Origin of the sequence: Paenibacillus sp. FJAT-27812 (genome assembly GCF_001273905.1) — a bacterium.
Lineage (GTDB): Bacteria > Bacillota > Bacilli > Paenibacillales > Paenibacillaceae > Pristimantibacillus.
The window spans coordinates 4,818,900-4,845,382 of the sequence record NZ_LIGH01000001.1; the positions used below are offsets into that span (position 1 = coordinate 4,818,900).

The window sequence follows — 26,483 nt, forward strand, 5'->3', positions numbered from 1 at the left end:
TCCTAGTTGAATTAGTAAATTAATTAATTCATAAGTGTTGATTTCGTATTTAATATTTATCATAATAAATAAATGCATGCAATATGAGAGAGTAGGATTAACTAAATTACTAATTGTAAAGCGGGTGTGAACATGTATTTAACGACGGATACGGAATCGCTGCGAGTTTATGAAGCATTGGCAAGCGAGGTGCGTTTGCAAATCATCGATTTATTATATACAAAAGAGATGCATATTAAAGAGCTCGCTTCAGTGTTATATTTGAGCAGCGCAATTGTAAGCACGCATGTCAGCAAGCTGCAAAAAGCGGGTCTAGTCAGCTATAGGATGCGAAGAGTCAACGGAGGAACCTATAAGTATTGCTCGCTTTGCACGGAGTATCTCCAAATCAGGCTTTCCAAAAAAGAACCGGAGGCAAGGAAATTCGCTGAGGTATCCGTGCCTGTGGGGCATTATACGAATATTGAAGCATCGCCCACATGCGGTATCGCCACGACGGAGAAGATGATCGGGCATTATGACAATCCGACCTATTTTTTAGACCCGGAGCGTGTCCATGCAGGTATTTTGTGGTTTGCTAGAGGATTTGTTGAATACAAAATACCTAATTTTTTATTTAAGGACCAGACGGTACGGGAAATCGAAATTTCCATGGAAATAGGGTCGGAAGCGCCTCATACCAATGAGAACTGGCCATCCGATATTCGGTTTACGATTAATGACCATTTGCTTGGCGTATGGACAAGTCCAGGAGATTTTGGCAGTATGAGAGGACGATTATCGCCAGCATGGTGGCATACTGATGTTAATCAATACGGTCTGATGAAGGTTATTCGGATTAATGAACAAGGAACCTTCATAGATGGACTGCAAATTTCATCGGTTAAAATAACGGATGTGCCATGGGATAGTAACCAGTGGACGTTCCGCATCAGCGCAGAGGATGTCTCGCGCGGGCGCGGGGGACTAACCTTGTACGGAAAAGGCTTTGGCAATTATGATCAGGATATTGTCATTCGCAGCTATTACGAATAAGCAGCAAATGAATATCGTGAGGAACAATACGGATGGCGGAGGTAACAAAATGGCATTTTCATGTCGTGTACTTATCGTTGATGATGAAATATTAGCAAGGCAGGGAATTAAACATCTGCTGAATTGGGAGAACGAGGGCGTTGAAATTGTCGGCGAAGCGTCGAACGGCAAAGAGGCGCTGGAGCTGGTCGAGCAATTGGAGCCGCATATCGTCATTACAGATATCGTAATGCCGATTATGGGAGGAGAAGAGCTGACCCGTGCGATTAAGTCGAGGTTCCCGGAAATCGAGGTCATTATATTAAGCAGCTTCGGCGAGTTTGATTACGTCCGGTCAACGTTTCAAAGCGGGGTCGCGGATTATATTTTAAAGCCGAAGCTGGAAGCGATACAGCTGCTTGAGATCGTGAAGCGCACAGCCCGGAAAATTCCTTCCTTGCAGCTGCTTGAATCCGACGATGATGCCGGACTGTCGATTAAGCTTGTTCTCGATAAGCTCATCTCGGGTTATGAGGTTGATGTCGATAACAGCGTAATCGTGGAAGCGTTTCCGCATAATGGATTCCGATTGCTCGGAGCCGATTTGAAGCAGCTGACGGGCAAAAGCAGGGAGCGGCAGGCTGATTCGAAGCGGCTGGAAGAAATCACAAATGAACTCGATGCCAGCATGCCGCAAGCGGTTTATTTTCACCTGCCAACCGAACCGAATATGGTCGTTGTCCTTGTCAATTTGGATGTCCGCGACCAGGATAGGTTGACGGGCATCGCCCGAACTCTTGCCGCAAGGATGGGCGAGCAGATTCCTGAGATCGGCTGGACCATAGGCGAATCGTTTACCGGCTTGGGTGAACTTGGCGCAAACTATAAGGACAGCTTTTTGAAAATAAACGCATATCGCTACTTCCTCCCGGCATCCCAGCATTTAATCGTACATGGAGAGCTTCCGCGAGCAACCGAAGAAGCACGCCCATTTAATATGAATCATTTTACTGAGCTGATGAACCGGCGACAATTTGAAGAGGCGTTTGGGATGTTACTGGATCATGTCCGTGTTCTTGCAAGCCATTATACGACCGACGTATTTGAGTTTAAGTCTTTTTTGGGCAACGTTATTTTTAATATTACGATTTTGCTCGGCCGCCTTGAATCCAATATGAAAAAGCTGGACGAAGCGAAATATGCTTATTTCAAATCGATCGGCGAATCGACGCATGTTAGCGAGGCTCTTGGCCTGCTCCATTCCTTTATTGCGGAGGCGAGCGCGGTTATCGAGTCAAGAGGCGCGGCAAGCGGCAATCCCAACATGACGCAGCTGCTTCATTTTATTCAGGAGCATTATGCCGAGCCGCTCAGTCTAACGGAAATCGCGAAGCATTTCCACTTTAATCCATCTTATCTCTCGACCTATTTCACATCGCATAATAAGGAAGGCTTTAGCGAATATTTGAACAAGATTAGAGTGGGGAAGGCAGCCGAGCTCTTGCAGCAGGATATGGCGTCCATTTCAGAGATTAGCGGGATGGTCGGCTATTCGGACCATAGCTATTTTACGAAGGTATTTAAAAAGTTAACGGGCCTGTCGCCAAGCCATTACAGAAAACAATATACCGGCAAAAAGAGGGATTAGGTTATGAAAGGCTTTTTGGACAAATTTAAATATCACGGCCTTTTTATCAAAATGTTTATCGTGACGCTGGTCAGCATCATTTCCGTATCGCTTCTCACCTCGATTGTGATGATCCAGATGTCAGAGAAGCTGTTCATGAATACATTCAGCATTACGAACTCGAAAATTATTAGCCAAATCCAGACCAACTTTGAATCGTTCAACTATTCGGTCGTAACGGCGTCCAACAACGTGATGCAAAATGGCGCGATCAAAGGCTTTTTGACAAAGCCGGACATGGACACGCTTTCCTCTCTGTACAGCTACTATTCGGCGAGCCAGCAGATGAAACGGATTCAATCGAATGTAGCGGCGTATCCGGTTACGATGACGATTATGGGCATGAATAAAAATAGCCACTCAACGGATAGCTCGTATTGGCCAAACTCCTTGGAGAAGCTTAAAAACAGCATTTTGACCGTGAATACGTTAATTCAGCCAAAGAAGCTGATTTATCAATTGGATAAACAAAATGTGGCCGGTTCTTCCGATGAAGATCCGGCTATCGTTGCTTCGAGAGCGCTAATGGAGAGGACGAGCGGCAAGCAATATGGCATTCTCTATTTTGCGATAAGGGAAAGCGATTTTAAGCGGTTTTATTCAAGCTTTACGAGCAAGGGCAACGATGTGATCATATTGGATCGTTCAGGTGTCGTCGTATCAAGCAACCGCCACGAGCTTATTGGCAGCAAAGAGCTTGATCTGCTTGGCTATGCGAAAGAAATCGAGCAGGAGAAGCTGCGCTTTAAAGATGTGAACGCACTCGGGAAAAGCAGCCTCGTGTTGTCCAATTATTTGCCTGTGTACGATTTTTATTTGGTCAACCTCATCGATAAGCAAGAGGTGCTCAGCGAGATGGTCGATTTCAAGACGGTCGCGCTTATTTGCGTTGCGATTGTTTTTGTTGCTCTAATCATCGTATTTCTTATATCCAGAAGATTGACCAAGTCCTTAACGATGCTGGCCAAACAAATGTCAGGCATAACGGAAAATAATTTCGTTAACTACATTTCCGTTACAGGCAGTCATGAGATCAAGGAGCTTGGCAACGCCTATAACTATATGCTCGATGAGCTGAACGATTATATCGAGAAGCTGATACAGACGCAGAAGGATCAACGGAACGCGGAGCTCTCCGCTTTGCAAATGCAAATTAATCCGCATTTTTTATATAACACGCTGGCATCCGTCAAAATATTAGTGCAGCAGGGCAATAAAGAAAAAGCGGCGGCAACGATAAACTCGCTCATCTCGCTTTTGCAAAATACGGTAAGCAACATCAGCGAGACGATCAGCGTAGCCCAAGAGCTCGTTAATTTGAAAAACTATGTTTTTATTAACCATGTGCGCTACGGCGAGCAGATTATGGTCAACTATTTTGTATCCGATGATTGTTATGGATATCACATTCCTAAGCTCATCATCCAGCCGTTCATAGAGAATGCCTTCTTTCATGCTTTCCAAGACCGCAACGAAGGCCATATTTATGTGCTTATTTCCCGCGAGGAAGACGCGTTGGTGTGCGAGGTCGTCGATAACGGCGTAGGGATGAGCGGTTATGACCACGAAAATCCCGAGCATGCCTCCATTAGCACGAGCCATTTCTTCTCCGGCATCGGCATTCGCAACGTGCATGACCGGATCACGCTGCTTTATGGCGAACCGTTTGGCGTTTCGATTGCGAGCGGCGATGGTGAAGGGACCCGCGTGAAAATTAGATTGCCGCTGCATAAGACCTAAAAAAAGTACCAATTCACAAAATTATTTCTAGTTACATATTAACGATGGGAAAGGTAACAATAGAATGACAAATCCACACAAATATATTGCTAACGAGTCATTTTCCAGAGTTGCTATAATGAATCTTGTTAGCCGGCAAACGCTTTCAGAAAAGAGCTTACAGCTACTAAAAGGGGTTGAAGGAATTGAAAAAATTACTCGCTATTATGTTGGCCAGCTTCGTGCTGCTCACGGCATGCGGCAAAGAAAACAATGCACCGAATAACGGCGGCACGACTGCTGAAGGAACAAAAGAAATTACAGTATGGGCATGGGATAAGGCATTTAATATCGGAGCGATGGAGCGGGCAAGCGAAGCTTACAAGGCTAAAAACCCGGATTCCACTTTGAAAGTAAATATTGTAGAGAATGCACAGGCTGATATCATTCAAAAATTGAACGCAGGCCTAAATGCGGGTACGACAAAAAGCTTGCCAACGATCGTATTGATCGAGGATTACCGTGCGCAAAGCTTCCTGCAAGCTTACCCGGATGCTTTCTTCGAGCTGACGGACTTCATTAAACCGGGTGATTTCGCCGATTATAAAATCGGGCCGACTAGCCTAGACGGCAAACAATACGGCGTTCCGTTCGATTCCGGCGCGGCGGGCTTGTACGTAAGAAGAGATTACTTGGAAGAAGCAGGCTTCAAAATCGATGACCTGCAGGATATCGACTGGCAGAAACTAATCGAAATCGGCAAAGCAGTAAAAACAAAAACAGGCAAATCGCTGCTTACACAGGATCCTAACGATCTTGGCCTCATTCGAATGATGATTCAATCCGCTGGCTCTTGGTACTTGAAGGATGACGGCACAACGCCTAACCTTGCAGGCAACGAAGTGCTGAAGGAAGCATTTGAAACGTACAAAGAGCTTATGGGCGCAGATATCGTAAAAGTAACTTCGGACTGGAGTCAATTTGTCGGCGCATTCAACGGCGGCGAAGTAGCAACCGTGCCTACGGGCAACTGGATTACGGCGTCGGTTAAAGCAGAAGCGTCACAATCCGGCAAATGGGCAGTCGTTCCTTTCCCTAAACTAGCGAAAGCGCCAAATGCGGTTCACGCATCTAACCTTGGCGGCAGCTCATGGTATGTCATGAATGTTGACGGCAAAGAAGCGGCGGCAGACTTCTTGAAACAAACGTTTGGCTCTGACGTGGACCTTTACCAGAAGCTTGTGAAGGAAATCGGCGCTATCGGAACGCTTAAAGCAGCAGCTGCTGGCGAGGCGTATAAAGAAGCGGACGAATTCTTCGGCGGCCAAAAGGTAGTAGAAGACTTCGCGAAATGGACGGAGCAAATACCACGGGTGAACTACGGTATGCATACGTACGCGATTGAGGACATTCTCGTTGTCGAAATGCAAAATTACCTTGGCGGCAAAGAGATCGACAAAGCGCTAAGCGACGCGCAAGCGCAAGCGGAAACGCAAGTTAAATAAATTAGATCATACGGCAATTAAATAAAACCTGGGGCTTTTCCATCTCCTGATTGGCAAGTTTTTTCCGGCAGCAGGAGCTGGAGGAGTCTCCAAGGTTTTATTTCCGTAAAGAAAGGGGTTAGGCTACCGTGAAAGCAGCGAGGCCTGGCGTAAATATTCGCAGGAGAGCAAACCTGACTGGTTGGATGTTCGTTATTCTGGCCGTGATCATGATAGCGGCATTTTATTTTTATCCCATGATTCAAGCGCTCCTATTGTCGTTCAAATCCGGCAAAGGCATGAATCTATCATTTGTTGGCTTTGATAACTACGTCCGTCTTTTCAGTGATAAGACATTTCTAACCGCGGTTAAAAATACGTTCGTTTATTTAATTATCCAAGTACCTGTCATGATCGTTCTGGCGATGTTCATTTCCGTTTTGCTCAATGACAGCAAATTGAAATTTAAAGGTTTTTTCCGTACGGCGATATTTTTGCCGGCTGTTACCTCGCTCGTTGCTTATTCTGTCATCTTCAAATATTTGTTCGCTACGGAAGGGCTGGTCAATAAGCTGTTGACCAATCTTCATTTGATCGGGACTCCCATTCAGTGGATTACGGATCCGTTCTGGGCAAAGGTGACGGTTATTATCGCAATCACATGGCGCTGGACAGGCTATAACATGATTTTCTACTTGTCCGCGCTTCAAAATATCGATCATTCGATCTACGAGGCTGCAAAAATCGATGGCGCTTCGTCGACCAGACAATTTTTTGGCATTACCGTACCGCTGCTTAAGCCGATTATTTTGTTTACATCCATTACGTCCACCATCGGTACGCTGCAGCTGTTTGATGAAGTTGTCAATATTACGAAGGGCGGACCGGGCAATGCCTCGATGTCCATTTCGCAATATATTTACAATCTATCCTTCAAATATTCGTCTGATTTCGGTTATGCGGCAACCGTGTCGTATTCGATTGTCATTATGATCATCATATTGGCGTTCATCCAGTTTAAAGCGGCAGGTGATAAAAATGGATAAATTCAAACGTATTTTTGTTTACATTTTTCTAAGCGCAGCTGCATTCGTCTCCATCTTCCCGTTTCTATGGATGATCATCAGCGCGACAAACAAGTCGGCAGATGTCACGAAGGGAAGATTGCTGCCCGGCAGCCAGCTCATCGAAAACATAAATACTTTGTTCAGTACGGTAGATATCGTGCCAGCGCTGCTGAACTCGGCAAAAATCTCCATAACGACAACGGTGCTGGCCATGGTTATCGCATCTTTAGCCGGCTACGGCTTTGAAATTTACAGGAGCAAGGCGAAGGACGTTGTATTTACGATCCTGCTGCTTTCGATGATGATCCCGTTCGCGGCGATCATGGTGCCCTTGTATCAAATGTTTGCAGGCATATCGCAAGCGATTCCTTTTATCGGCTTGGACACGCTCTCTGGCGTCGTGCTGCCGACCTTTACGACCGCGTTTCTAATTTTCTTCTTCCGTCAAAACACAAAAATGTTTCCGCGCGAGCTGCTTGAAGCAGGCCGGATTGATGGACTAAACGAAATAAGCCTTTTCTTCCGTATCTTTATGCCTACGATGAAGACAACATACGCGGCAGCCGGCATCATTACGTTCATGTCGAGCTGGAACAATTACTTATGGCCGCTCATCGTACTGCAATCGCCGGAGAAAAAAACGATCCCGATGCTGATCTCCAACCTAGGGTCCAGCTACTCGCCGGATTATGGCATTATCATGACCGCAATCGTGATCTCCACCATTCCGACTGCACTGGTTTTCTTCCTCATGCAGAAGCATTTCGTGGCAGGGATGACAGGCTCGGTCAAATAAAGCAAGAGCAAAGTCAGGCGGCTGCACGCTTCAATCGCGGCTGTCTGGCTTTTAAATACGATTAAGGGGAAAATGTGATGAATCCGATAAAGCCGAGTATAAACTGGCTCACTGATGTGAGCGTATTTGCTGTGAACCGATTGCAAGCACACTCCGACCACCGTTATTACGAGTCGATAGAGGAAGCTGCGGCGTTTGCGCCAGTGGCGCTTCGCCATTATTTGAACGGAAGCTGGAAATTCAGCTATTCCGTGAAGCCAGCCGACCGCCCAGAGCATTTTTATAAGGCGGATTACGATTGCGATGGCTGGAGAGATATCGAGGTGCCGGGACATATTCAATTGCAGGGGTACGGCAAGCCGCAATATGTCAATACGATGTACCCGTGGGATGGGCATAATGATATCCGTCCTCCGGCTGTACCAGAGGATCATAACCCGGTCGGCAGCTATGTTAACTATTTTTCCGTGCCATCCAATATGCAGGGCAAGCCTGTTTATATTTCATTTCAGGGCGTAGAGTCGGCATTCTATTTATGGCTGAACGGTGAATTTGTTGGCTATAGCGAGGATAGCTTCACGCCGTCTGAATTTGATCTTTCTCCATTTTTGCAGGAAGGCGAGAACAAGCTGGCTGTAGAGGTGTACCAACGGAGTACGGGGAGCTGGCTCGAGGATCAGGATTTCTGGCGTTTCTCGGGTATTTTCCGCGATGTTTATTTATATTCCGTTCCTAGCATTCATGTCCGTGATCTGTTTGTTCATGCTGAACTCGACGAGTCTTACACAAGCGGCAGCCTGCGCGTAGATTTAAAGGTTTCCGCCGCGGAGCAGCCCTATACGGTTAAGCTCGAATTGAAGGATGCGAAAGGGCATACGGTAGGAGCAGCTTCGTCGGAGCGATCCATAGGCGATACGCTGTCGCTCGCTGTTGAAGCGGGCAAAGTAACGGCTTGGAACGCCGAAAAACCTTATTTGTACGTCCTTTATCTAACTGTTTATGACCAGTCTGGCAAGCTAATCGAAGCGATCCCGCAGCGGGTGGGCTTCCGCAACTTCGAAATGAAAAACAAGATTATGCATCTCAATGGCAAGCGCATCGTATTCAAGGGCGTGAATCGCCATGAATTCAACAGCCGCAGGGGCCGGGCCATTACGAAGGAAGATATGCTATGGGATATTGCAACGCTTAAGCGCAATAATCTGAATGCAGTCCGTACCTCTCATTACCCGAATCAATCGCTGTGGTACGAGCTTTGCGATATTTACGGGGTATATGTCATCGACGAAATGAATCTGGAAACGCATGGCTCATGGCAAAAAATGGGGGCCGTTGAGCCTTCTTGGAACATCCCGGAGAACAAGCCGGAATGGCAGCCGATCGTAATGGATCGGGCGATTTCGATGGTGGAGCGCGACAAAAACCATCCGTCCATCCTCATCTGGTCGGTCGGCAATGAAGCGTATGCAGGCGAAGTGCTGCTGAACGTATCGAACTATTTCCGCGAGACGGATCCGAGCAGGCTTGTCCATTACGAAGGGGTATTCCATAACCGCAAGTACAATGCTACAAGCGATATGGAGAGTCGCATGTATGCAAAACCAGCCGATATCGAGCACTATTTGAACGATAACCCGGATAAGCCTTATATCAGCTGCGAATATATGCATGCGATGGGCAACTCCGTCGGCGGCATGCATAAGTATACGGAGCTGGAGCAGAAATACGCCATGTATCAGGGCGGCTTCATCTGGGATTATATCGATCAGGTCATTGTGAAAAAAGATCGGTATGGCAAAGAGTTTCTTGCCTACGGCGGTGATTTTGGAGACCGTGCTACCGATTACAACTTCTGTACGAACGGTATCGTGTTTGCCGATCGCAAGGAATCGCCGAAGATGCAGGAGGTCAAGTTCCTTTACCAAAACATCAAGCTGATCCCTGATCGCAGCGGCGTGAAGATCATTAATGAGAATTTGTTCGAGGGCACCAGCGGCTATCATTTGGTTATTGCGCTTCATCACGAAGGCAAGGCGATTTACCGCAGCAAAATGGATGTGGATGTAGCTGCGCAAAGCGAAGCCTATCTGCCAATCGAGCTGCCAGCATCAGGGCAGCCTGGCGAGTATGCGATGCACGCTTCGCTAGAACTAAAGGAAAAGACGTTATGGGCGGATGCGGGTTATGAGATAGCATTCGGACAATTTGTATTTGTGAATGAAGCGGGCGCAGTCTCTGCGCAGCCCGAGGGAGCGCTTAGAGTCGTAGAGGGCGATGTCAATATCGGTGTCCATGGCCGAGATTTCAGCATCATGTTCTCGAAGCAAGCGGGAACGCTGATTTCGTTAAACTACGCAGGCAGAGAGATGATCGCGATTCCGCCGGCACCATTGTTTTGGCGTGCGACGACGGACAATGACAAAGGTTTTGCGCTGGGCTTTGACTCCGGCGCATGGTTCGCGGCTAGCTTGACGCGCAAATGCATCAGCGTGGAGCTGACTCAGCAGGCAGGAAGCGCTACGGTCACATTCAAGTACAAGCTTAGCATTAGCAGCGAGGTTCTCGTCACCGTCGCATACAAGGTGCTTGCGGATGGAAGCTTGAACGTTACATCGTCCTATAAAGGGGCAGAAGGATTGCCGAAGCTGCCGATTTTTGCCTTGTCGTTTAAGGTTCCGGCTGATTATCGCCATTTGGATTGGTACGCGATGGGTCCGGAAGAAAACTATATCGACCGTGCCTTTGGCGCTCGCCTCGGCGAGTTCCAAAATGATGCCGCGGATAATGTATCCGGCTACGTAGTTCCACAGGAATCGGGCAACCGTACAGGCGTCCGCCGCGTTGGCATCACCAATGATGACGGCCATGGCATTCGTATTACAGCGCCTGCGACGCAGCCGGTGGAATGCAGCATTTCGCCGTATACCGCATTTGAGCTGGAAAATGCCCAGCATCATTACGAGCTGCCGGATGTTCACTATACGGTCGTTACGGTAGCAGGCAGACAGATGGGTGTTGGCGGCGATGACAGCTGGGGCGCGCCGGTACATGATGAATATCTGATCCAAGCGGATCAGGATATGACGTTTGTTTTTAACATTCATCGCTTGTAAAAAAAGATACTTCGCGCGCTCTTGTGGTTGGAGCTATGGAGACAGGATTAACGGGAGATTTTCCAGCTAAATGGTCGATCTGACTTCCCAGCAGAGAAATAGATGGAGTATTTCCTGTTATTTGTACAGAATGATTTACCGAAACAGCAAACGAGCCTTAGAAGCGATTCTAAGGCTCGTTTTTTTATCACAAGCTATTCACTTAATGTGATTCGTTCATCTGCTTCAATATTTGATCCTGAATGGCATCATCATCACGTACTATGCCAGCTCCAGCCATTAGGATATAAATAATGCCGCCGAAAAACAGTGCGCTCAAAATAACGATATAAGTCATGGGATGAATCTCCTTTCATTAGCAACAAGATTTAGTTCATGATTTAAAGCTCTCTAGCGCTTGCGAGAACGCCATGATCCCGGGATATATTTCTTCGTGTTTAGGTTTCGCATAGCAAAACCGGATATAACCAGGCTCCGAGCCATAGACGCTTCCGGGTATAAAAGCCACGCCTCGTTTGATCGCTTCTTCCAAAAGCTTTGCATCGTCAATTTTTTGATTGATTTTGCACCATAGGTTTAAACCGCCGAGCGGCGGGACGAAGCTTATCTTTCCTTGCAGCGTTTCCTTTAAAGTCTTAACCATGATGAGCTGCTTTTTAAATAAAGCTTGGCGTAATTGAACGATATGCCGGTCAAAATGCTCCGAAGTGAGCAGCCGTTCCGCTGCCCACTGCGACAGAATGCTCAATCCAAAATCCATTTGCTGCCTAGCGTCGGTTAGTCGTTCAATGACCGATTGGGGGGCAACCATCCAGCCGATCCGAAGGCCGGACGCGGCGATCTTGGAAAGGGACCCGATATAAAGCACGATTCCGCCCGTATCCAGCGATTTGAGCGGTGCGGGGACGTTTCCGTCAAAAGCGGTTAAGCTAAACGGATCGTCCTCAACAACGGGAATGCGCAAATCTGCGGCAATTTTCAGCAGCCGTTTTCTTTTTGACTCGCTAAGGATGGTACCGGTCGGATTTTGATAGTTGGGCGTCAAAAAAACCATCCGAATGCGATGCTGCCGGTACAGGCTTGCAACATCATCGGGATCAATGCCATCCTCGTGCACCGGCAGCCGAAAAATGCGCAGCCCAGCCGATTGGAACATCGGCAGCGAGTAGCTGTAAGAGGGGTCCTCGATGGCTACGGCATCGCCCGGCGACAGCAAGCATTGCGTAATAAGGTATAAAGACTGCTGCGAACCGGATGTGATAAGCATGGACGACTCCGTCGTATGAATGCCGTTGTAGTGCTTAAGGGAGCCAACGAGCGTTTTTCTCAGCTGATAATAGCCCTGCGGATCATCGTAGCCGAGATGCTCATGAAAGGGCTGCTCTCGCAAAATCCGATTGACCAGCTCGTTTGGAAAAAGATCGGACGACAGCTCGCCGCTTGCCATATTAATGATCGAAGAGTCGTTTTGCAGAGCTTCCCGAACCCGTCGCATGAGCGGAAGATTTGGCAGAAATGTGCCGCCTTCCGTGTATTGCCGCCAGTTTGGCGTATTTTTAGGCGAAATGCCCCATTTGGTCAGACTGACGCGAGTGCCGCTGCCGACGGTGCTCTCCACTAATCCGGATGCGCGAAGCTCTTCATAGGCTTGGATGATGGTGCTTCGGTTCACGCCTAGCTGCTCAGCCATTTTGCGTTCGGAGGGAAGGCTGCTGCCAGGCGGAAGCTCCGCATAAGAGATGGCGCGCTGGATATGATCGACAATTTGCTGGTATAAGGGGGTTTGTGATGAACGATCGGGTTTCCACATGCTCTGCCAACACCTTTTGCGAATGATGATGTGTCTGGTCCTAACTTTACGGTAATGGATTAATATTAATATGTACACATCCAATTGGAAGTATTATGGACCCTCCAATTATAGCTGAATTAATCGTATTTTTCATCGTCGATTCGAATGCTTTGATCGACAATAAGCTCTGCTTCTGTCTCGAAATTTAAGTGCAGAGGAGCGGGAAGCCTCTCTAGAATACCGATAACCAAAGGCAAATCAAGAAATAGCTCAACGGTTTGGGGCATAGGCTTCAATTCGGTATAAGCCCAGTCCCGCACAGTATCGATAAAGGCGTAGAAGGAGGATTCGAATTGATCCGCCGCTCCTTCCGCATAGTCATCAATTGAGCTCGACATCATGCTCCAGTTTTTTAAAGCAGCCTCCAAGGCTTGGTTTATCTGCTCATTCATCGTTATTTCTCCTTTAATGATGTTGTTCCAAAGAACGTTTTGATTATAACATTTTGGCAGTAGTCCGTGATATGATAGGGGAAATGACCAATGCATTCGAAGGGAGCATGACCAAACATGTACGAGCATTTAGTATCCTTTAAGTTTAAAGAGAAGCTGTCCGAGGGCATGGAGAAAGAGCTGTTGGACGCATTGCATGTGCTGCCGTCAGAGGTTCCGGGTATCGTGGAGCTGACAGCCGGCATTAATGAAACGACAGAAACAGGCAACATCCAAGGGTATACGCTTGGACTCCGGGTGACTTTCGCCGATCAACAAGCCTTGCTCGCATACGGGCCGCATCCTGCGCATCAAAGCTTTGTCAGCAAGCTTGATGGCCTCATCGAAAATGTAATCGTGATCGACTATCCGATATCAAACAAGCAATAGCTGCTAGAGTGGGTGTTACAGAAAATGAGGCAGGCAGGGTGAATACATGGCTGACAAAGAAGAATTGGTCCGGTTTGGCGTATCGTTCCCGGCCCAGCTAATCGAGCAATTCGATCGATTTACGGATGAGCAGGGTTATTCGAATCGATCGGAGGCCATTCGTGATTTGGCAAGGCGAGCTTTGCTGGAGCCTGCCCGCATGAATGGGCAGGAGCATGTTGCAGGCACGATTGTCCTCGTCTATGACCACCACGCGAGCGATCTTCCAATCGTGCTAATGGAGGTGCAGCACCGCTTCCATCATGACATCATCTCCAATATGCATGTCCATTTGAATCACGATCAATGCCTGGAGGTCATCGTTGTAAGGGGGCAGCTCTCCCGGCTTCGATCGCTGCATCAGCAGATTCAAGCCCAGCGGGGCGTCATCTATGCGGAGCTCTCCGTTACTTATGCGGATAAACACGAGCAAGGCATGGAGCATGAGCATTCATAGTATAGAGCGGCACGGCCAATCGCTCGTAAGCACGGAGAGGTGCTAACAAGCGATAAGTTCGGGACATTCAACAGCTGTAAGCGCATATACGTGCTTGCAGCTGTTTTTTGTCTGTACCCCATGCCGAATTCACTTTGTCAGCACGCATACGGCTTGCAAGCCGCAAATACGATGCTAGTAAAAGCCGCTCTCCCACCTTATTTATATAGAAAAGGGATGAAATGAAGAGAATATCGTGTTACAATATCACATAATCGTGTCACGAAAGTTAACACAAGAAAAGGGGAGCTCAAGTGAAAAGATTTGTAACTGCAATCATGTATACGATCATCGTGATGATAGTCGTTTCAGGCTGCGCCGGAGCAAAGCCGCAAGCCAGCGTAACCAAGTCCGACGATTTAGTTGTGGCGATAGGCGCTGAGCCGGATACCGGCTTTGACCCAACAAAGGGCTGGGGCCGTTATGGCTCTCCATTGTTCCAGAGCACGCTGCTGAAGCGTGATGACGATCTAAAGATCGTAAATGATTTGGCAGCAGGCTACGAAATTAGCGAGGACGGCAAGGTTTGGACCGTTAAGCTCAGGGGGGATGTGCTGTTCTCCGACGGCAAGCCGCTCACCTCGGAGGATGTAAAATTCACCTTCGATACGGCTGCAAGCAACGGCGCGGCCATTGACTTAACGAATTTGGCAAGCGTTGAGGCGGGGCCTAATGAAGTGATTTTCAAACTGAAGAAACCTCAGTCTACGTTTGTTTATTTTCTCATTACGACAGGAATTGTACCTAAACATGCTTACAGCAGCACCTATGCTGAAAAGCCGATCGGCTCGGGACCCTATACATTTGTACAGTGGGATCGCGGGCAGCAGTTAATCGTAGAAGCGAATGCCAATTATTACGGGCGCAAACCACATTTTCAAAAGCTGACCTTCCTGTTCCTTAATGAGGATGCGGCTTTTGCAGCAGCTAAAGCTGGAACAGTGGATATCGCATACATCCCGTCTGCCTTTAGCAAGCAACAGGTTGCCGGCATGTATCTTGAAGCGGTGAAGTCAGTCGATAATCGCGGCATCGCGTTCCCTTACGTGAAAGCTGGCGGCAAGACAGAGGAAGGTTATCCGATTGGCAATGACGTGACTTCGGATGTGGCCATTCGCAAGGCAATCAATGCGGTCATGGACCGCCAGCAATTGGTGGACGGTATTTTGGAAGGCCACGGTTCACCTGCCTATACGGCAAACGACGGGCTTCCATGGTGGAACGAGGAGTCGGTCATCAAAGACAACGACGCGGAAGCTGCTGCAAAAATATTATCGGAGGGCGGCTGGACGGACAGCGATAACGACGGCATCGTAGAAAAAGGGACGTTGAAAGCGGAGTTTACGCTTATTTATCCGTCAGGGGACGTAACTAGACAATCGCTCGCGCTTGCAGCAGCGGATATGGTGCAAGCAGCAGGCATTCGAATGAATGTCGAGGGAAAAAGCTGGGATGAAATCGAAAAGCTTATGCATGCGAATGCGATCCTTCTAGGCTGGGGCAGTCATGATCCGCTTGAAATGTATAACCTTTACAGCAGTTCTTTTGGCGGCGTCGATTATTACAATACAGGCTTTTACAGCAATCCGTCCGTCGACAAGTGGTTCCAGCAAGCGCTTGATGCGCGTACGGAAGAGGAAGCGCTCAGCTATTGGAAAAAAGCGCAATGGGACGGACAGACAGGGCTAAGCGTCAAAGGCGATGCTCCATGGGCATGGCTCGTTAATATCGACCATCTGTATTTGGTGAAGGATGGCCTTGATATCGGCAAGCAGCGGATACAGCCGCATGGCCATGGCTGGCCGCTAACGGACAATATCGAGAGCTGGGGCAGGAAAGAGTAATAGCGGGAAGAGGTATTTGGGATGATTCAAGCATTAGCCGTTTTTTTGGGAAAAAAGGTCATTCGCCTGTTCGCGCTGCTCGCATCGGTTAGTATAATTGCCTTTGCGCTGGTCGCCATGTCGCCGATCGATCCGGTGCAGTCCTACATTGGCGCCGATGTCATGCGTGTCGGAGCGGAGCAGAGGCAGGAAATCGCCGCGTACTGGGGACTGGACCGGCCGTTTGCAGAACGGTTTTTGAAATGGGCGTCGGCTTTGCTTCAAGGAGATTTGGGGACATCCATGATCTACCGCGAGCCTGTAACGAAAGTGATAGCCGAGAGATTCATGCATTCGGCTCTGCTGATGGCGTTCGCTTGGATGCTGTCGGGCGTGATTGGATTTACGGCAGGCATAGCAGCGGCGTTAAAAAAAGATTCATGGGTCGACCGACTAATCAAAAGCTATTGCTACACGCTCGCATCAACGCCTGCCTTCTGGATCGGTCTGCTGCTTATGATGATTTTTGCGGTTTGGCTAGGCTGGCTCCCCGTTGGGCTAGGGGTTCCGGCAGGCGTCTTATCGGGCAGCGTCACGATTGGCGACTATGTGAAGCATATGATATTGCCGGCGATTACGCTTAGCGTCGTGGGCATCGCGCCGATTGCGCTTCATACAAGGCAAAAGCTTATCGATGTCATGGATAGCGATTATATTTTGTTTGCTAGAGCAAGAGGAGAACGAGGGATGGGCTTGTTGCTTAGGCATGGCTTGCGAAATATCGCCTTGCCGGCCATTACGCTGCAGTTTGCGTCATTTGGCGAGCTGTTCGGAGGCGCCGTGCTTGCGGAGCAAGTGTTTTCCTATCCTGGACTTGGACAAGCGACAGTGGAATCGGGACTAAGAGGCGATGTGCCGCTGTTGATGGGGCTTGTGCTATGCAGCACGCTGTTCGTTTTTACGGGAAATGCGCTGGCTGATTATTTCTATCGCATGGTTGACCCAAGGCTGCGGCATGAGAAGGAGGTGCAAGGATGAGTCAGCTTGTTACCGCCCAGAAACGTAAATATCGTTGGAACGAGCGGCGGCGCACACTTATCTCTGCTGTTGGAGCGGCGATCCTGCTTGCAAGCATTGGGCTAGGCAGCTGGCTGCTGGGCTCGTCGGGGCTCTCCGTACAGTTGGAAAATCGGAATTTGGCACCGTCGCTGTCCCACTTATTCGGAACGGATTGGCTTGGAAGAGATATGCTCTCCCGCACGGTGAAGGGACTTGCTTTAAGCATTAAAGTAGGGCTGCTTGGAGCAGCATGCAGCGTTGTAATTGCAGCTATTATGGGCTTAATGGCGGCAACGCTTGGGAAGACGGCTGATCGCATCATCACATGGCTGATCGATGTTTTCCTGAGCGTTCCGCATCTCGTGATGCTGATCCTGATCGCGTTCGTATGCGGCGGCGGTTTGAAAGGCATTGCAATCGGCATTATGCTCACCCACTGGCCTAGCCTTGCCCGGATTATTCGCGCAGAGGCGCTCCAGCTCATGTCGGCGGAATACGTGCTTGTAGCGAGGAAGCTGGGAAGATCGCGATATCACGTCGCGTCTCGCCATTTGGCTCCGCACTTGTTTCCGCAGCTGCTCGTAGGCTTTCTTATTTTGTTTCCGCATGCCGTTTTGCATGAAGCAGCGATTACGTTTCTTGGCCTTGGCATGTCGCCGCATCAGCCGGCAATCGGCATTATTTTATCCGAATCGATGCGCTATTTATCGACAGGCATGTGGTGGCTGGCCGTATTTCCGGGCATTGGCCTATTGGTAACGGTACGTGCGTTCGATAAGCTGGGCAATCATCTTAGGCAGCTTGTTGATCCTAGAAGCACGCATCTATAACAGCAATGGAAGGGAGGGACCAATATGCCTCTGCTAGAGGTAAACAAGCTATCGATTTCCTTCATGCAATACCAGAAAGGCAGCCAGCAGCAAAAGGTTACGGTCATGGAGGAGCTTGATTTTGCGATAAACGAGGGGGAGATCGTTGCGGTCGTCGGAGCGAGCGGCTCGGGCAAAAGCTTGCTTGCTCATGCGATTATGGGAATTCTTCCGAAAAATGTCGTGATGACGGGAAGCATCTCCTATGGCGGCGAGCTGCTTGACGAGGCTAAGCTTCGACATTACCGCGGCAAGGAAATCGCGCTTGTTCCCCAGTCAGTCAGCTATCTGGATCCGTTAATGCGGGTAGGCAAGCAGCTGCGGACGCAAGCTGACGGAGCTGAACAGCTTAAGGAACGGCAAGGCTTATTCGAGCGGTTTCAGCTTGGCAAGCATGTGGAGAAGCTTTTTCCGTTTCAGCTCTCCGGCGGCATGGCGCGCAAGGTGCTTGTCTCGACGGCGGCGCTTGGAAGAACGCGGCTCATTATTGCAGACGAGCCGACGCCAGGCATGCATCCGGGCGATGTAACGGAGGCACTCGGGAAATTTAAGCAGCTGGCCGAGGGTGGCTGCGCGGTATTGTTCATTACGCATGACATTGAGGCGGCTCTTCGCATCGCCGATAAGGTTGCCGTCTTTTATGCGGGGATGATTATTGAGCTTGCTCCAGCAGCAGATTTTCATGGGAATGGCGAGCGGCTTCGGCATCCTTACAGCCAAGCTTTGTGGCGCGCGCTGCCGCAAAATGGCTTTGAGCCAATTGCCGGCACGCAGCCTGCAAAAAGCGCTGCCATCAAAGGCTGCCTTTTCGCGGAGCGATGCAGCTCGGCTGCTGACTCTTGCGGCTCTAGCAGGCCGGAGCCGCGTGACCTAAGAGGCGGAATGGTGAGGTGTATCCATGCGACTTGAAGGAAAAAATCTCAGCTGGCGCTACCCTGGCGGCGATTGGTTGTTTCAAGACTTCAGCATCTCGCTTGCCCCTGGTGAAGTGTTAGGACTGATCGGTCCTAGCGGAAGCGGCAAAACATCGCTTGGACGTATATTAGCTGGCTACACAGCTCCGATGACAGGCGAGGTTACCGTCGGAGGCCAAAGCAAGCGTGCGCAAAGCTATGATCCGGTGCAGATGATTTTTCAGCATCCCGAACGCGCGGTTAACCCAAGATGGCGAATGGCTAAGACGTTAACGGAGGGATGGACCCCTGATGCCGAGCTTCTTGCTGCGCTTGGTTTCCAAGAGGAGTGGCTGGTTCGATATCCGAATGAACTCTCCGGAGGCGAGCTGCAGCGCTGCTGCATTGCAAGAGCGCTGGGTCCAAAGACGAAATTTCTGATCGCGGATGAAATGACGACGATGCTTGACGCGATTACGCAGGCGCAAATTTGGCATACGGTGCTGGATATCGTTCGCTCCCGTCAGATCGGTTTGCTCGTTGTCAACCATGACCATGCCCTAGTAAGCAAAATTTGCAGCCGCACGGTCCAATTTGGCGAATAAATGGATACGAAATTCCCGTTAATCATGCTTCTCCATAAGTCTGCGCAGCTTCGCTTCCGTTGAAGATTCAGGCGCAGGCGTATACACGCTGCACCGAAGGTCGGTGCTTCCCTGCACTTGGAAGGAAGTGAGATGGAACAGCATTTTACCTACCTTCGCATGCCGAAATTCCAGCAATACATCCGGAGCAGAGCTGACCTGGCTTTGCTCCCACAAATATTGAAACTCCGGATGGCTCCCCTTCATTTCTTCAATAAATCGCTCATACCAATCATCCTGTACATATTGGCCGTAATAAGCGCGAAAGATAGCTAAATATCCGCCTACAAAATGCTCCCAATTGCCGGCAAGCCGCCGGAATTCTTTCCTTGTGAACAACAGCTCAATCATATTTCGCTGTTCAGCGGGAATTTGTTCAAAATCCATAAACACATGAGAAGCCGCTTGATTCCATCCGACAATCTGGCAGCGGCGATCGGAAATAATCGTTGGACAAAAGCGAAGCTCCTGCAAAATTCGCTGCAAGGAGGGCGTAATCTCGGATTGCTCCTCATTCATTTGGATGGCGCCGTGGCCGGTCTCGAGCGCGAGGGCATATAAATATTTTCGCTCATCATCATTCATTTGCAGCGCGGCCGCGACACAATCGAGAACGGAGGAAGATACTTTTATATCACGTCCCTGCTCAAGCCATGTGTACCAGGTTGGGCTCACGCCGGCAAGCGAAGCGACCTCCTCGCGCCTTAGCCCAGGCGTTCTCCTCCGCGTTCCTGCCGGAAAACCAGCATCCTCCGGCCTGATTTTGGCGCGCTTCGACTTGAGGAAGGAGGACAGCGCTTGTAGTCTCGTTTCTCGGTTGATCATAGAATCCACCCTATTTCAGTATAGTAGTACTGATTATACTATAATAAACTACAACTTGTAATAGGATAACAACTATGACAAACTACACTACATCAAGGTATTCGTGAAGGAGGATTAACGATGGAAAGAGTCGTTATTACAGGCATGGGCGTTATTTCGCCGCTAGGAAACGATGTGGAGCAATTTTGGAATCGGTTGGTTAAAGGGGAGTCGGGCATTTCAACGATTGACACCTTTGATACGTCTAGACATAAAGCTAAAATCGCCGGCCTCGTAAAAGATTTTGACGCGGATGAGCGATTTGGCCGCAAGGAAGCACGCCGGATGGATCGTTTCAGCCAGTTTGCGATAGCGGCTGCGGAACAAGCGCTGGAGGACGCGGCGCTTTCGCTTGATGAAACCGACCGTGAGCGCGTCGGCGTCTATGTTGGATCGGGTATCGGCGGCATTCAGACGCTGCTGGGCCAAGCTGAGGTGCTGCATGAGCGCGGTCCCGATCGGGTTAGCCCGACACTGGTTCCGATGATGATCGCCAATATGGCTGCCGCGATGATCAGCATCAGGTTCGGCACGCAAGGACCGTCGATGGCACCGGTTACCGCTTGCTCGATAGGAAATACAGCAATTGGCGAAGCTTGGCGCCTTATTCGCTCGGGCAGCGCGGATGTCGTTATCGCTGGCGGCTCGGAGGCCGCTATTACGGATATATCGCTTGCGAGCTTTGGCAACGCGACCTCGATTTCCACGCGCAACGAGGCGCCGGAGCTTGCAAGCCGGCCGTTTGATGCGGGGCGTGACGGATTCGTCATGGCAGAGGGAGCAGGCATTCTCGTGCTTGAATCGTTGTCTCATGCCTTAGCCAGAGGAGCCCGCATTCATGCGGAGGTGATCGGCTACGGAGCTAGCTCCGACGCTTATCATATGGTGGCGACCCATCCGGATGGCATCGGCGCCTATCAAGCGATGAAGCATGCGCTGCGCGAGGCTGGCTTGCAGCCGGAGCAAATTGATCTGATTAGCGCGCATGCGACCAGCACGGAAATCGGCGACCGCTCGGAAACGGCTGCCATCAAAAAACTGTTCGGCGAGCTGGCCTACCGTATTCCAGTAACTGCGAACAAGTCGATGACCGGCCACATGCTGGGCGCTGCAGGCGGCGCGGAAGCGATTGCTCTGGTGAAAAGCATCCAAGAGGGGATCATTCCCCCGACGATTAACCAAGAAGAACCAGATTCGTATTGTGATCTCGATTATGTGCCGAACGAAGCGCGCGAGGCGAATATCGAAATTGGCATGTCCAATTCCTTTGGCTTCGGCGGCCATAATGCCGTTATTATTTTGAAGAAATATACAGCGTAAAAGGATTGTAATCGTCCCGGATTTTCATTACAATTGATAATGGTTTTCATTTATTTCTGCCACTGGCAGCGATAAACTATCCGGGAGGGGCGCGGCTGGTATGAGCACGCTTGAGCATGGTCCATTATTACGCGACGTTATTTTTGAAATAGAGCAAGCAGGCAAGAGCATGGAGACACCAAGCTGGGCTGACGGAACGATTCCGCTCGCCCAGCATATTTTGCTATACATCGCAAAGGGCGACGGCAGCCTCAGCATCAACGGACAATCGAGCCGAATCGAACGTGATTCGCTCCATGTTCTTACGCTCGGCACGACTTTGGATATGCAGCTGTTATCTGATTCCGGCACGGAGCTGTACTGGGTTGCGTTTGATTGGTTTCGTCTATCCGAGCGGTCGGATGCAGGAAGATCCTATGTGCGCGAGACTTCTTTTCCGCTGCAGGGCAAGCTAAAGGTCAGCGGCAAAGAGTTCAAGCGCTATTTTTATTTGCTGGCATCGGATGGGCAGCAGTTAAAAGAGCGGAATCGACTGCTCGGACAACAGTATTTATATGAGTTGCTGGAGGGGCTGCTTCGTCAAGCCGAGCCCGCTGCAAATCATGAAATAGAGGATCGTTTGCGATTAACGATCGATTATATGCAGAGCCATTACCGCGAGGAGATTCGAGTAAACAAGCTGGCTGAGCTGGCGCAGCTGCATCCTTCCTATTACGCGCAAGTATTCAAGCGGTCCATGGCTAAAACCCCCGTATCCTATTTAACTCATCTGCGAATGAACAAAGCAAAAGAGATGCTGCTTATGACCGATATGCCTGTCAATGATATTGCGGCTGATGTAGGTTATGAGGATGAATTTTATTTTAGCCGCCGATTCAAGGAAACGAGCGGTTATTCGCCTACTATTTATACGAAAAAACAAGATTTGAACATCATTTCGCTTTCTTCCCCCTATACGGATCATTTATATACGCTTGGGCTGCGGCCTTGCGCAGCGCAAATGCATCGATTTTTGCCTCTCGTGACGACGGAGCTCACTTTGCCGAAGCATGCAACCGATCCATGGGAGATCAGCAGGCAGGCGTTTAGCGACATGAGGCCCGATTTGATTGTCTGCAAGGACAATGTCCTGTCAAAAGCGAAAGCGCATATAAACGATATCGCCCCGATCGTGCCTATTCCTTGGGCGAGCAAGGATATTTATACGCATCTAAAGGAAATTGCGGAGCTTGTTGATAAAGAGCAGGCGGCAAATAATTGGATGGACAACCATGAGCGGCTGGCGGAACACGTGCGAAGGAAGGCACGAAAAACGATTGGCGGTGCAACGGTAACGATATGTGTAGTCCGCAAAAATGATCTTAGAGTGTATGGCACGCGGAACATTGGCCATATCTTTTATCGTTCGCTGCAATTAGAGCTGCCGGAGAGAATTAGCAAGACGCAGGGTGCTCATCCCATTGGCACAGGCTTCAACTGGCTGTCGATTAAGCCGGATGAGATTAAGGAGTTCGAATCGGATTATTTGTTTATTTCTTGCGAGACGGAGGCTGACCGCTTGCGGCTTGTGAAGCTCATCCGCGCTAATCCTTATTGGATGAAGCATCCGGCCATTCAGAACAATAAACTGTTTTTTATCGATTGGGAGAAGTGGATCGTGTATGCGCCTCACGGAATAAACCAACAATTAGAAGAGATCGAGCGGCTGCTGAGCAGGATGTAGCAGCCGCCGACGGCGATCTTGGAATAATCCATGAAACAATCTTGAATTATGTCATGTACGCAAAAAAAGGGTAAGGTATAATAAATTGGTGATAATGATTATCAATATTAAAAGAGTGAAGGGAGGCTTATTTCGTATAGAAGGATATGACAGGGAATAAAACATGGAAAACAACGATATGGTTTGCAGCGGCATTCGCAGCGCTGTTGATGTCTATATTTTGGGCAATATCGAGCGGCGCGAAGGAGCTGAGCCTTGCGACGGTGTGGTCTGCCGTCTTCCATTACGATCCGGCTTTGACGGCCCATCAAATCATGCATGAATATCGGATCCCGCGCGTGCTGGGCGCGGTCATAACCGGCATGGCTTTCGCTGTAGCCGGCGCGCTTATGCAAGGCGTGACGCGAAATCCGATGGCGGATGCCGGCATACTTGGCGTGAACGCGGGGGCGGCCTTTGTCGTGGCGCTGTGCTTTGCCTTTTTGCCGGGCTTGACTTACACGCAGCTCATGCTCATGTCCTTTATGGGGGCGGCGCTTAGCACGCTGTTAATCGTTCTGCTCGGATCGGCAACGCAAGGCGGGCTTCATTCCATTAGGCTGACGATTGCTGGCGCTGTCGTAGCGGCAATCCTTCATTCCTTCAGCAGCGGGATCGCGATCTATTACGATTTGAGCCAAGATCTCGCATTCTGGTATGCTGGCGGCGTTGCAGGGGTGAAGTGGGAGCATTTGAAGGTGCTAGCGCCGCTTGTGTTCCTTGTTATTGCATGGGCAACAACGATGGGCCGCTCCATTAGTTTTTTGTCGCTAGGGGATGAAACGGCTGCAAGTCTTGGCATACATACCGGCACCATAAAAGTTCTTGGCATGGCTGCTGCAGTTATTTTAGCAGGCGCTTCCGTGTCCGCAGCGGGATCAATCGGTTTTGTAGGTTTGGTTGTACCGCATATTGCCCGTCGGTTTATGGGGGTTGATTATCGCAAAATTATTCCTTTCTCCGCCTTGCTGGGGGCGATATTGCTCGTATGGGCTGATTTTGCGTCGCGTATGGTCAATCCGCCGCGGGAGTTTGCGATAGGGGCTATGGTTGCCCTAGTCGGCGTGCCTTTCTTTCTGTATTTGGCCCGCAAAGAAAGGCGGGAGCTTTAAGTATGGCTAGCTTGGAACAAAAAAGATCAGCCAGAGCGTTAGTTGCCGCAATTATTTTGCTGGCGCTCGCCATTGCCGTTGTCATCGTGAGCTTGAATACGGGAACAATTCGATTGTCCCCGGCTTCGATCTGGCGAACGCTGCTTGGCGGCGGAACATCCGATGAACAGCTTATTTTATTCGATTACCGCTTGCCTCGCATTGTCATTACGATACTGGCTGGCATCGGCCTTGGCATTTCGGGAGCTGTCATGCAGGGCGTGTCCCGCAACACGCTGGCGGACCCGGGCATTATCGGCATTCATGCCGGCGCGGCCTTTGGATTAATCCTCTTCGTTTCTTTTTTTCGGACGATGGAAGGGCCGGCTGCGCTGCTAATCCCGATGTTCACTTTTGCAGGCGGGGTCGTCATTTCGATTATCATTATTGCACTCGCCTACGATCGATATAAAGGAATCATTCCGATCCGCTTGATATTGGTTGGGATCGCGGTTGAAGCAGGCGTCAGCGCCTTCACGTTATTTCTCTCCTTAAGGCTGGACGAGGATACGTATTCCTTCACCTCCCGGTGGCTTGCCGGAAGCGTCTGGGGGAGAGATTGGATCAATGTATGGGCGCTGCTGCCTTGGATCGTTTTGATCGTGCCGATCATTTATTTCCGTTCACGGTCGCTTGATTTATTCGCCTTAGGCGATGAGGCAGCTTCCGGCGTAGGCAGCCATGTGACGCGGAATCGCTTGTTTTTGCTGGGGTTAGCGGTGGCATTATCCTGTGCAAGCGTGTCGATGGCGGGCGGCATCGGTTTTATCGGGCTCATAGCCCCTCATATTGCGAGGCGGCTCGCAGGGCCGCAGCATCGCCATTTTTTACCGATAGCCGCGCTTGTGGGGCTGCTTATACTAGTGAGCGCGGACACAATAGGCCGCTCTATCTTTCAGCCAAATGCGATTCCAGCTGGGGTCGTCGTTGCGGCGATTGGCGGTCCGTATTTTCTCTATTTGCTCTTACATTCAAAACCTAACACACGGAGGAATCATTAACATGAAAAGAATAGTCGCAACAGTTGTTTTTCTTATGCTAGTAGGGGTGCTAGCCGCTTGCGGACAGTCCTCGAATAATGGCGCTGCCGGCACGAACGCGCCGTCAAATGCCGCAACCGAAGCGCCCGAGTCTTCGGCAGACGTTAAGTCGCATGATCCAAATGCGAAAATTGCTTCGATGTCGATACATATTACGAATAACCTGCTCGCGCTCGGCATAACGCCTGTAGGCTCGGTCGTTGGCGGCGATGTAAAGGACTTTCTTCCTCATGTGGCAGATCGTTTGCAGGGCGCTGCGAAGTTTGGTGTCGTAACGGATCCGGATATGGAAGCGGTACTCGCGCAAAAGCCGGACGTCATCTACATCGATGAGGTTTACTCCGGCAAAGATTTGGCTAAGTTCGAGAAGATTGCCCCTACGATCAGCATCGATATGGATAATGGAACATGGCGCGACCATTTGAACCGGATCGCTAAGCATGTGGGCAAGGAGAAGGAAGCGGAAGCTTTTATTAAGGGTTACGAGTCTAAGGCAGAGCGCGTGAAGGCGTTAATTCACGCAGAGCTTGGACAAGACGCAAAAGCAATGGCGATCCGCATGACAGCGAAGGAGCTTCGGGTCATGGGCATGCCGCGTCCGGTCGGACCGATTATGTTTGAGGATCTCGGACTCCAGCCAGCGGCAGGCGTCGAAAAAATCGTCGATGAGCCTTATACGGTTATTTCACAAGAGGTGCTGCCAGACTTTGACGCGGATGCCATCTTCGTCATTATTAGCAAAGGCACCGAGGCGAAAGCGAAATTCGACGAGCTGGAGAAAAACATCGTTTGGCAAAATTTGAAGGCGGTCAAAAATAAGCATGTGTACGTGCTGGACGGCCAGAAATGGCTGGATTACTCCTCCATCGGCCATAGCATGGCGCTTGATGATGCAGAAAAGCTATTTTCCAAGTAAGCGAATAGGCAGGTTTAGAAGATCGCAGCGGGGGCGGAAGCGCCTTGCTGCGAT

23 protein-coding genes are annotated in these 26,483 nt (G+C 49.7%); 19 read left to right on the top strand and 4 right to left on the bottom strand.

Annotated features, from left to right (window positions below; translation table 11 throughout):
- Window positions 1-132: 132 nt before the first annotated feature.
- From ADU23_RS19980 to ADU23_RS20010, 7 genes are all read left to right on the top strand, one after another.
- Window positions 133-1,035: an ArsR/SmtB family transcription factor gene (locus ADU23_RS19980; RefSeq protein ID WP_053375341.1), complete on the top strand. Its 903-nt coding sequence runs from the start codon at window positions 133-135 to the stop codon at window positions 1,033-1,035.
- Window positions 1,036-1,084: 49 nt separating this feature from the next.
- A complete protein-coding gene (locus tag ADU23_RS19985; protein WP_053377737.1) occupies window positions 1,085-2,662 on the top strand; it encodes a response regulator transcription factor in 1,578 nt (525 codons plus the stop codon).
- A 3-nt stretch (window positions 2,663-2,665) separates the two neighbouring features.
- Window positions 2,666-4,441: a sensor histidine kinase gene (locus ADU23_RS19990; RefSeq protein ID WP_053375342.1), complete on the top strand. Its 1,776-nt coding sequence runs from the start codon at window positions 2,666-2,668 to the stop codon at window positions 4,439-4,441.
- A 185-nt stretch (window positions 4,442-4,626) separates the two neighbouring features.
- On the top strand, window positions 4,627-5,925 hold the full coding sequence (locus tag ADU23_RS19995) for an ABC transporter substrate-binding protein (RefSeq protein ID WP_053375343.1): 1,299 nt from the start codon (window positions 4,627-4,629) through the stop codon (window positions 5,923-5,925).
- Between the two features lie 185 nt (window positions 5,926-6,110).
- Entirely contained in the window at window positions 6,111-6,950 is an 840-nt protein-coding gene (locus tag ADU23_RS20000; protein ID WP_141680225.1) for a carbohydrate ABC transporter permease, read from the top strand.
- On the top strand, window positions 6,943-7,767 hold the full coding sequence (locus ADU23_RS20005) for a carbohydrate ABC transporter permease (protein WP_053375345.1): 825 nt from the start codon (window positions 6,943-6,945) through the stop codon (window positions 7,765-7,767). The genes ADU23_RS20000 and ADU23_RS20005 overlap by 8 nt, the downstream gene beginning before the upstream one ends.
- Before the next feature lie 77 nt (window positions 7,768-7,844).
- Window positions 7,845-10,880 (top strand): glycoside hydrolase family 2 TIM barrel-domain containing protein, encoded by a 3,036-nt coding sequence (locus ADU23_RS20010; RefSeq protein WP_053375346.1) that lies wholly within the window; start codon window positions 7,845-7,847, stop codon window positions 10,878-10,880.
- A gap of 202 nt (window positions 10,881-11,082) precedes the next feature.
- Here the strand turns inward: ADU23_RS20010 and ADU23_RS33960 are convergent, their stop codons facing one another.
- From ADU23_RS33960 to ADU23_RS20020, 3 genes are all read right to left on the bottom strand, one after another.
- The gene (locus ADU23_RS33960; RefSeq protein WP_255314133.1) at window positions 11,083-11,217 is read right to left on the bottom strand and encodes a hypothetical protein; all 135 of its coding nucleotides are present in this window, start codon (window positions 11,215-11,217) and stop codon (window positions 11,083-11,085) included.
- Window positions 11,218-11,253: 36 nt separating this feature from the next.
- Complete coding sequence (pdxR, locus tag ADU23_RS20015; RefSeq protein ID WP_053375347.1) at window positions 11,254-12,690, bottom strand: MocR-like pyridoxine biosynthesis transcription factor PdxR; 1,437 nt, start codon at window positions 12,688-12,690, stop codon at window positions 11,254-11,256.
- Between the two features lie 119 nt (window positions 12,691-12,809).
- The gene (locus ADU23_RS20020; protein ID WP_053375348.1) at window positions 12,810-13,124 is read right to left on the bottom strand and encodes a hypothetical protein; all 315 of its coding nucleotides are present in this window, start codon (window positions 13,122-13,124) and stop codon (window positions 12,810-12,812) included.
- Between the two features lie 117 nt (window positions 13,125-13,241).
- Between ADU23_RS20020 and ADU23_RS20025 the strand changes: the two genes are divergently transcribed.
- The 7 genes from ADU23_RS20025 to ADU23_RS20055 all read left to right on the top strand — a co-directional run bounded on the left by ADU23_RS20025 (window position 13,242) and on the right by ADU23_RS20055 (window position 19,337).
- The gene (locus tag ADU23_RS20025; protein ID WP_053375349.1) at window positions 13,242-13,553 is read left to right on the top strand and encodes a Dabb family protein; all 312 of its coding nucleotides are present in this window, start codon (window positions 13,242-13,244) and stop codon (window positions 13,551-13,553) included.
- Between the two features lie 46 nt (window positions 13,554-13,599).
- The gene (gene nikR / locus ADU23_RS20030; RefSeq protein ID WP_053375350.1) at window positions 13,600-14,049 is read left to right on the top strand and encodes a nickel-responsive transcriptional regulator NikR; all 450 of its coding nucleotides are present in this window, start codon (window positions 13,600-13,602) and stop codon (window positions 14,047-14,049) included.
- A gap of 335 nt (window positions 14,050-14,384) precedes the next feature.
- Window positions 14,385-15,932 (top strand): ABC transporter substrate-binding protein, encoded by a 1,548-nt coding sequence (locus tag ADU23_RS20035; RefSeq protein ID WP_231637624.1) that lies wholly within the window; start codon window positions 14,385-14,387, stop codon window positions 15,930-15,932.
- Between the two features lie 21 nt (window positions 15,933-15,953).
- Window positions 15,954-16,949 (top strand): ABC transporter permease, encoded by a 996-nt coding sequence (locus tag ADU23_RS20040; protein WP_053375351.1) that lies wholly within the window; start codon window positions 15,954-15,956, stop codon window positions 16,947-16,949.
- Window positions 16,946-17,800, top strand: a complete 855-nt coding sequence (locus tag ADU23_RS20045; RefSeq protein ID WP_053375352.1) for an ABC transporter permease — start codon at window positions 16,946-16,948, stop codon at window positions 17,798-17,800. The genes ADU23_RS20040 and ADU23_RS20045 overlap by 4 nt, the downstream gene beginning before the upstream one ends.
- 24 nt (window positions 17,801-17,824) lie before the next feature.
- The gene (locus tag ADU23_RS20050) at window positions 17,825-18,748 is read left to right on the top strand and encodes an oligopeptide/dipeptide ABC transporter ATP-binding protein (RefSeq protein ID WP_053375353.1); all 924 of its coding nucleotides are present in this window, start codon (window positions 17,825-17,827) and stop codon (window positions 18,746-18,748) included.
- Window positions 18,738-19,337, top strand: a complete 600-nt coding sequence (locus ADU23_RS20055) for an ABC transporter ATP-binding protein (protein WP_053375354.1) — start codon at window positions 18,738-18,740, stop codon at window positions 19,335-19,337. Before ADU23_RS20050 ends, ADU23_RS20055 begins: the two co-directional genes overlap by 11 nt.
- Before the next feature lie 18 nt (window positions 19,338-19,355).
- On the opposite strand, the gene ADU23_RS20060 is transcribed toward ADU23_RS20055, so the two are convergent.
- Window positions 19,356-20,198 carry a helix-turn-helix transcriptional regulator gene (locus tag ADU23_RS20060; RefSeq protein ID WP_053377739.1) on the bottom strand — a complete coding sequence of 281 codons (843 nt, stop codon included), beginning with the start codon at window positions 20,196-20,198 and terminating at the stop codon, window positions 19,356-19,358.
- A 123-nt stretch (window positions 20,199-20,321) separates the two neighbouring features.
- Between ADU23_RS20060 and fabF the strand changes: the two genes are divergently transcribed.
- The 5 genes from fabF to ADU23_RS20085 all read left to right on the top strand — a co-directional run bounded on the left by fabF (window position 20,322) and on the right by ADU23_RS20085 (window position 26,429).
- Window positions 20,322-21,560, top strand: a complete 1,239-nt coding sequence (gene fabF, locus ADU23_RS20065; protein WP_053375355.1) for a beta-ketoacyl-ACP synthase II — start codon at window positions 20,322-20,324, stop codon at window positions 21,558-21,560.
- Window positions 21,561-21,660: 100 nt separating this feature from the next.
- The gene (locus tag ADU23_RS20070) at window positions 21,661-23,283 is read left to right on the top strand and encodes a helix-turn-helix domain-containing protein (protein WP_053375356.1); all 1,623 of its coding nucleotides are present in this window, start codon (window positions 21,661-21,663) and stop codon (window positions 23,281-23,283) included.
- Window positions 23,284-23,429: 146 nt separating this feature from the next.
- Window positions 23,430-24,434 carry a FecCD family ABC transporter permease gene (locus ADU23_RS20075; RefSeq protein ID WP_053375357.1) on the top strand — a complete coding sequence of 335 codons (1,005 nt, stop codon included), beginning with the start codon at window positions 23,430-23,432 and terminating at the stop codon, window positions 24,432-24,434.
- Window positions 24,435-24,436: 2 nt separating this feature from the next.
- On the top strand, window positions 24,437-25,474 hold the full coding sequence (locus tag ADU23_RS20080) for a FecCD family ABC transporter permease (RefSeq protein WP_053375358.1): 1,038 nt from the start codon (window positions 24,437-24,439) through the stop codon (window positions 25,472-25,474).
- A gap of 1 nt (window position 25,475) precedes the next feature.
- On the top strand, window positions 25,476-26,429 hold the full coding sequence (locus tag ADU23_RS20085) for an ABC transporter substrate-binding protein (RefSeq protein ID WP_053375359.1): 954 nt from the start codon (window positions 25,476-25,478) through the stop codon (window positions 26,427-26,429).
- Window positions 26,430-26,483: the final 54 nt, after the last annotated feature.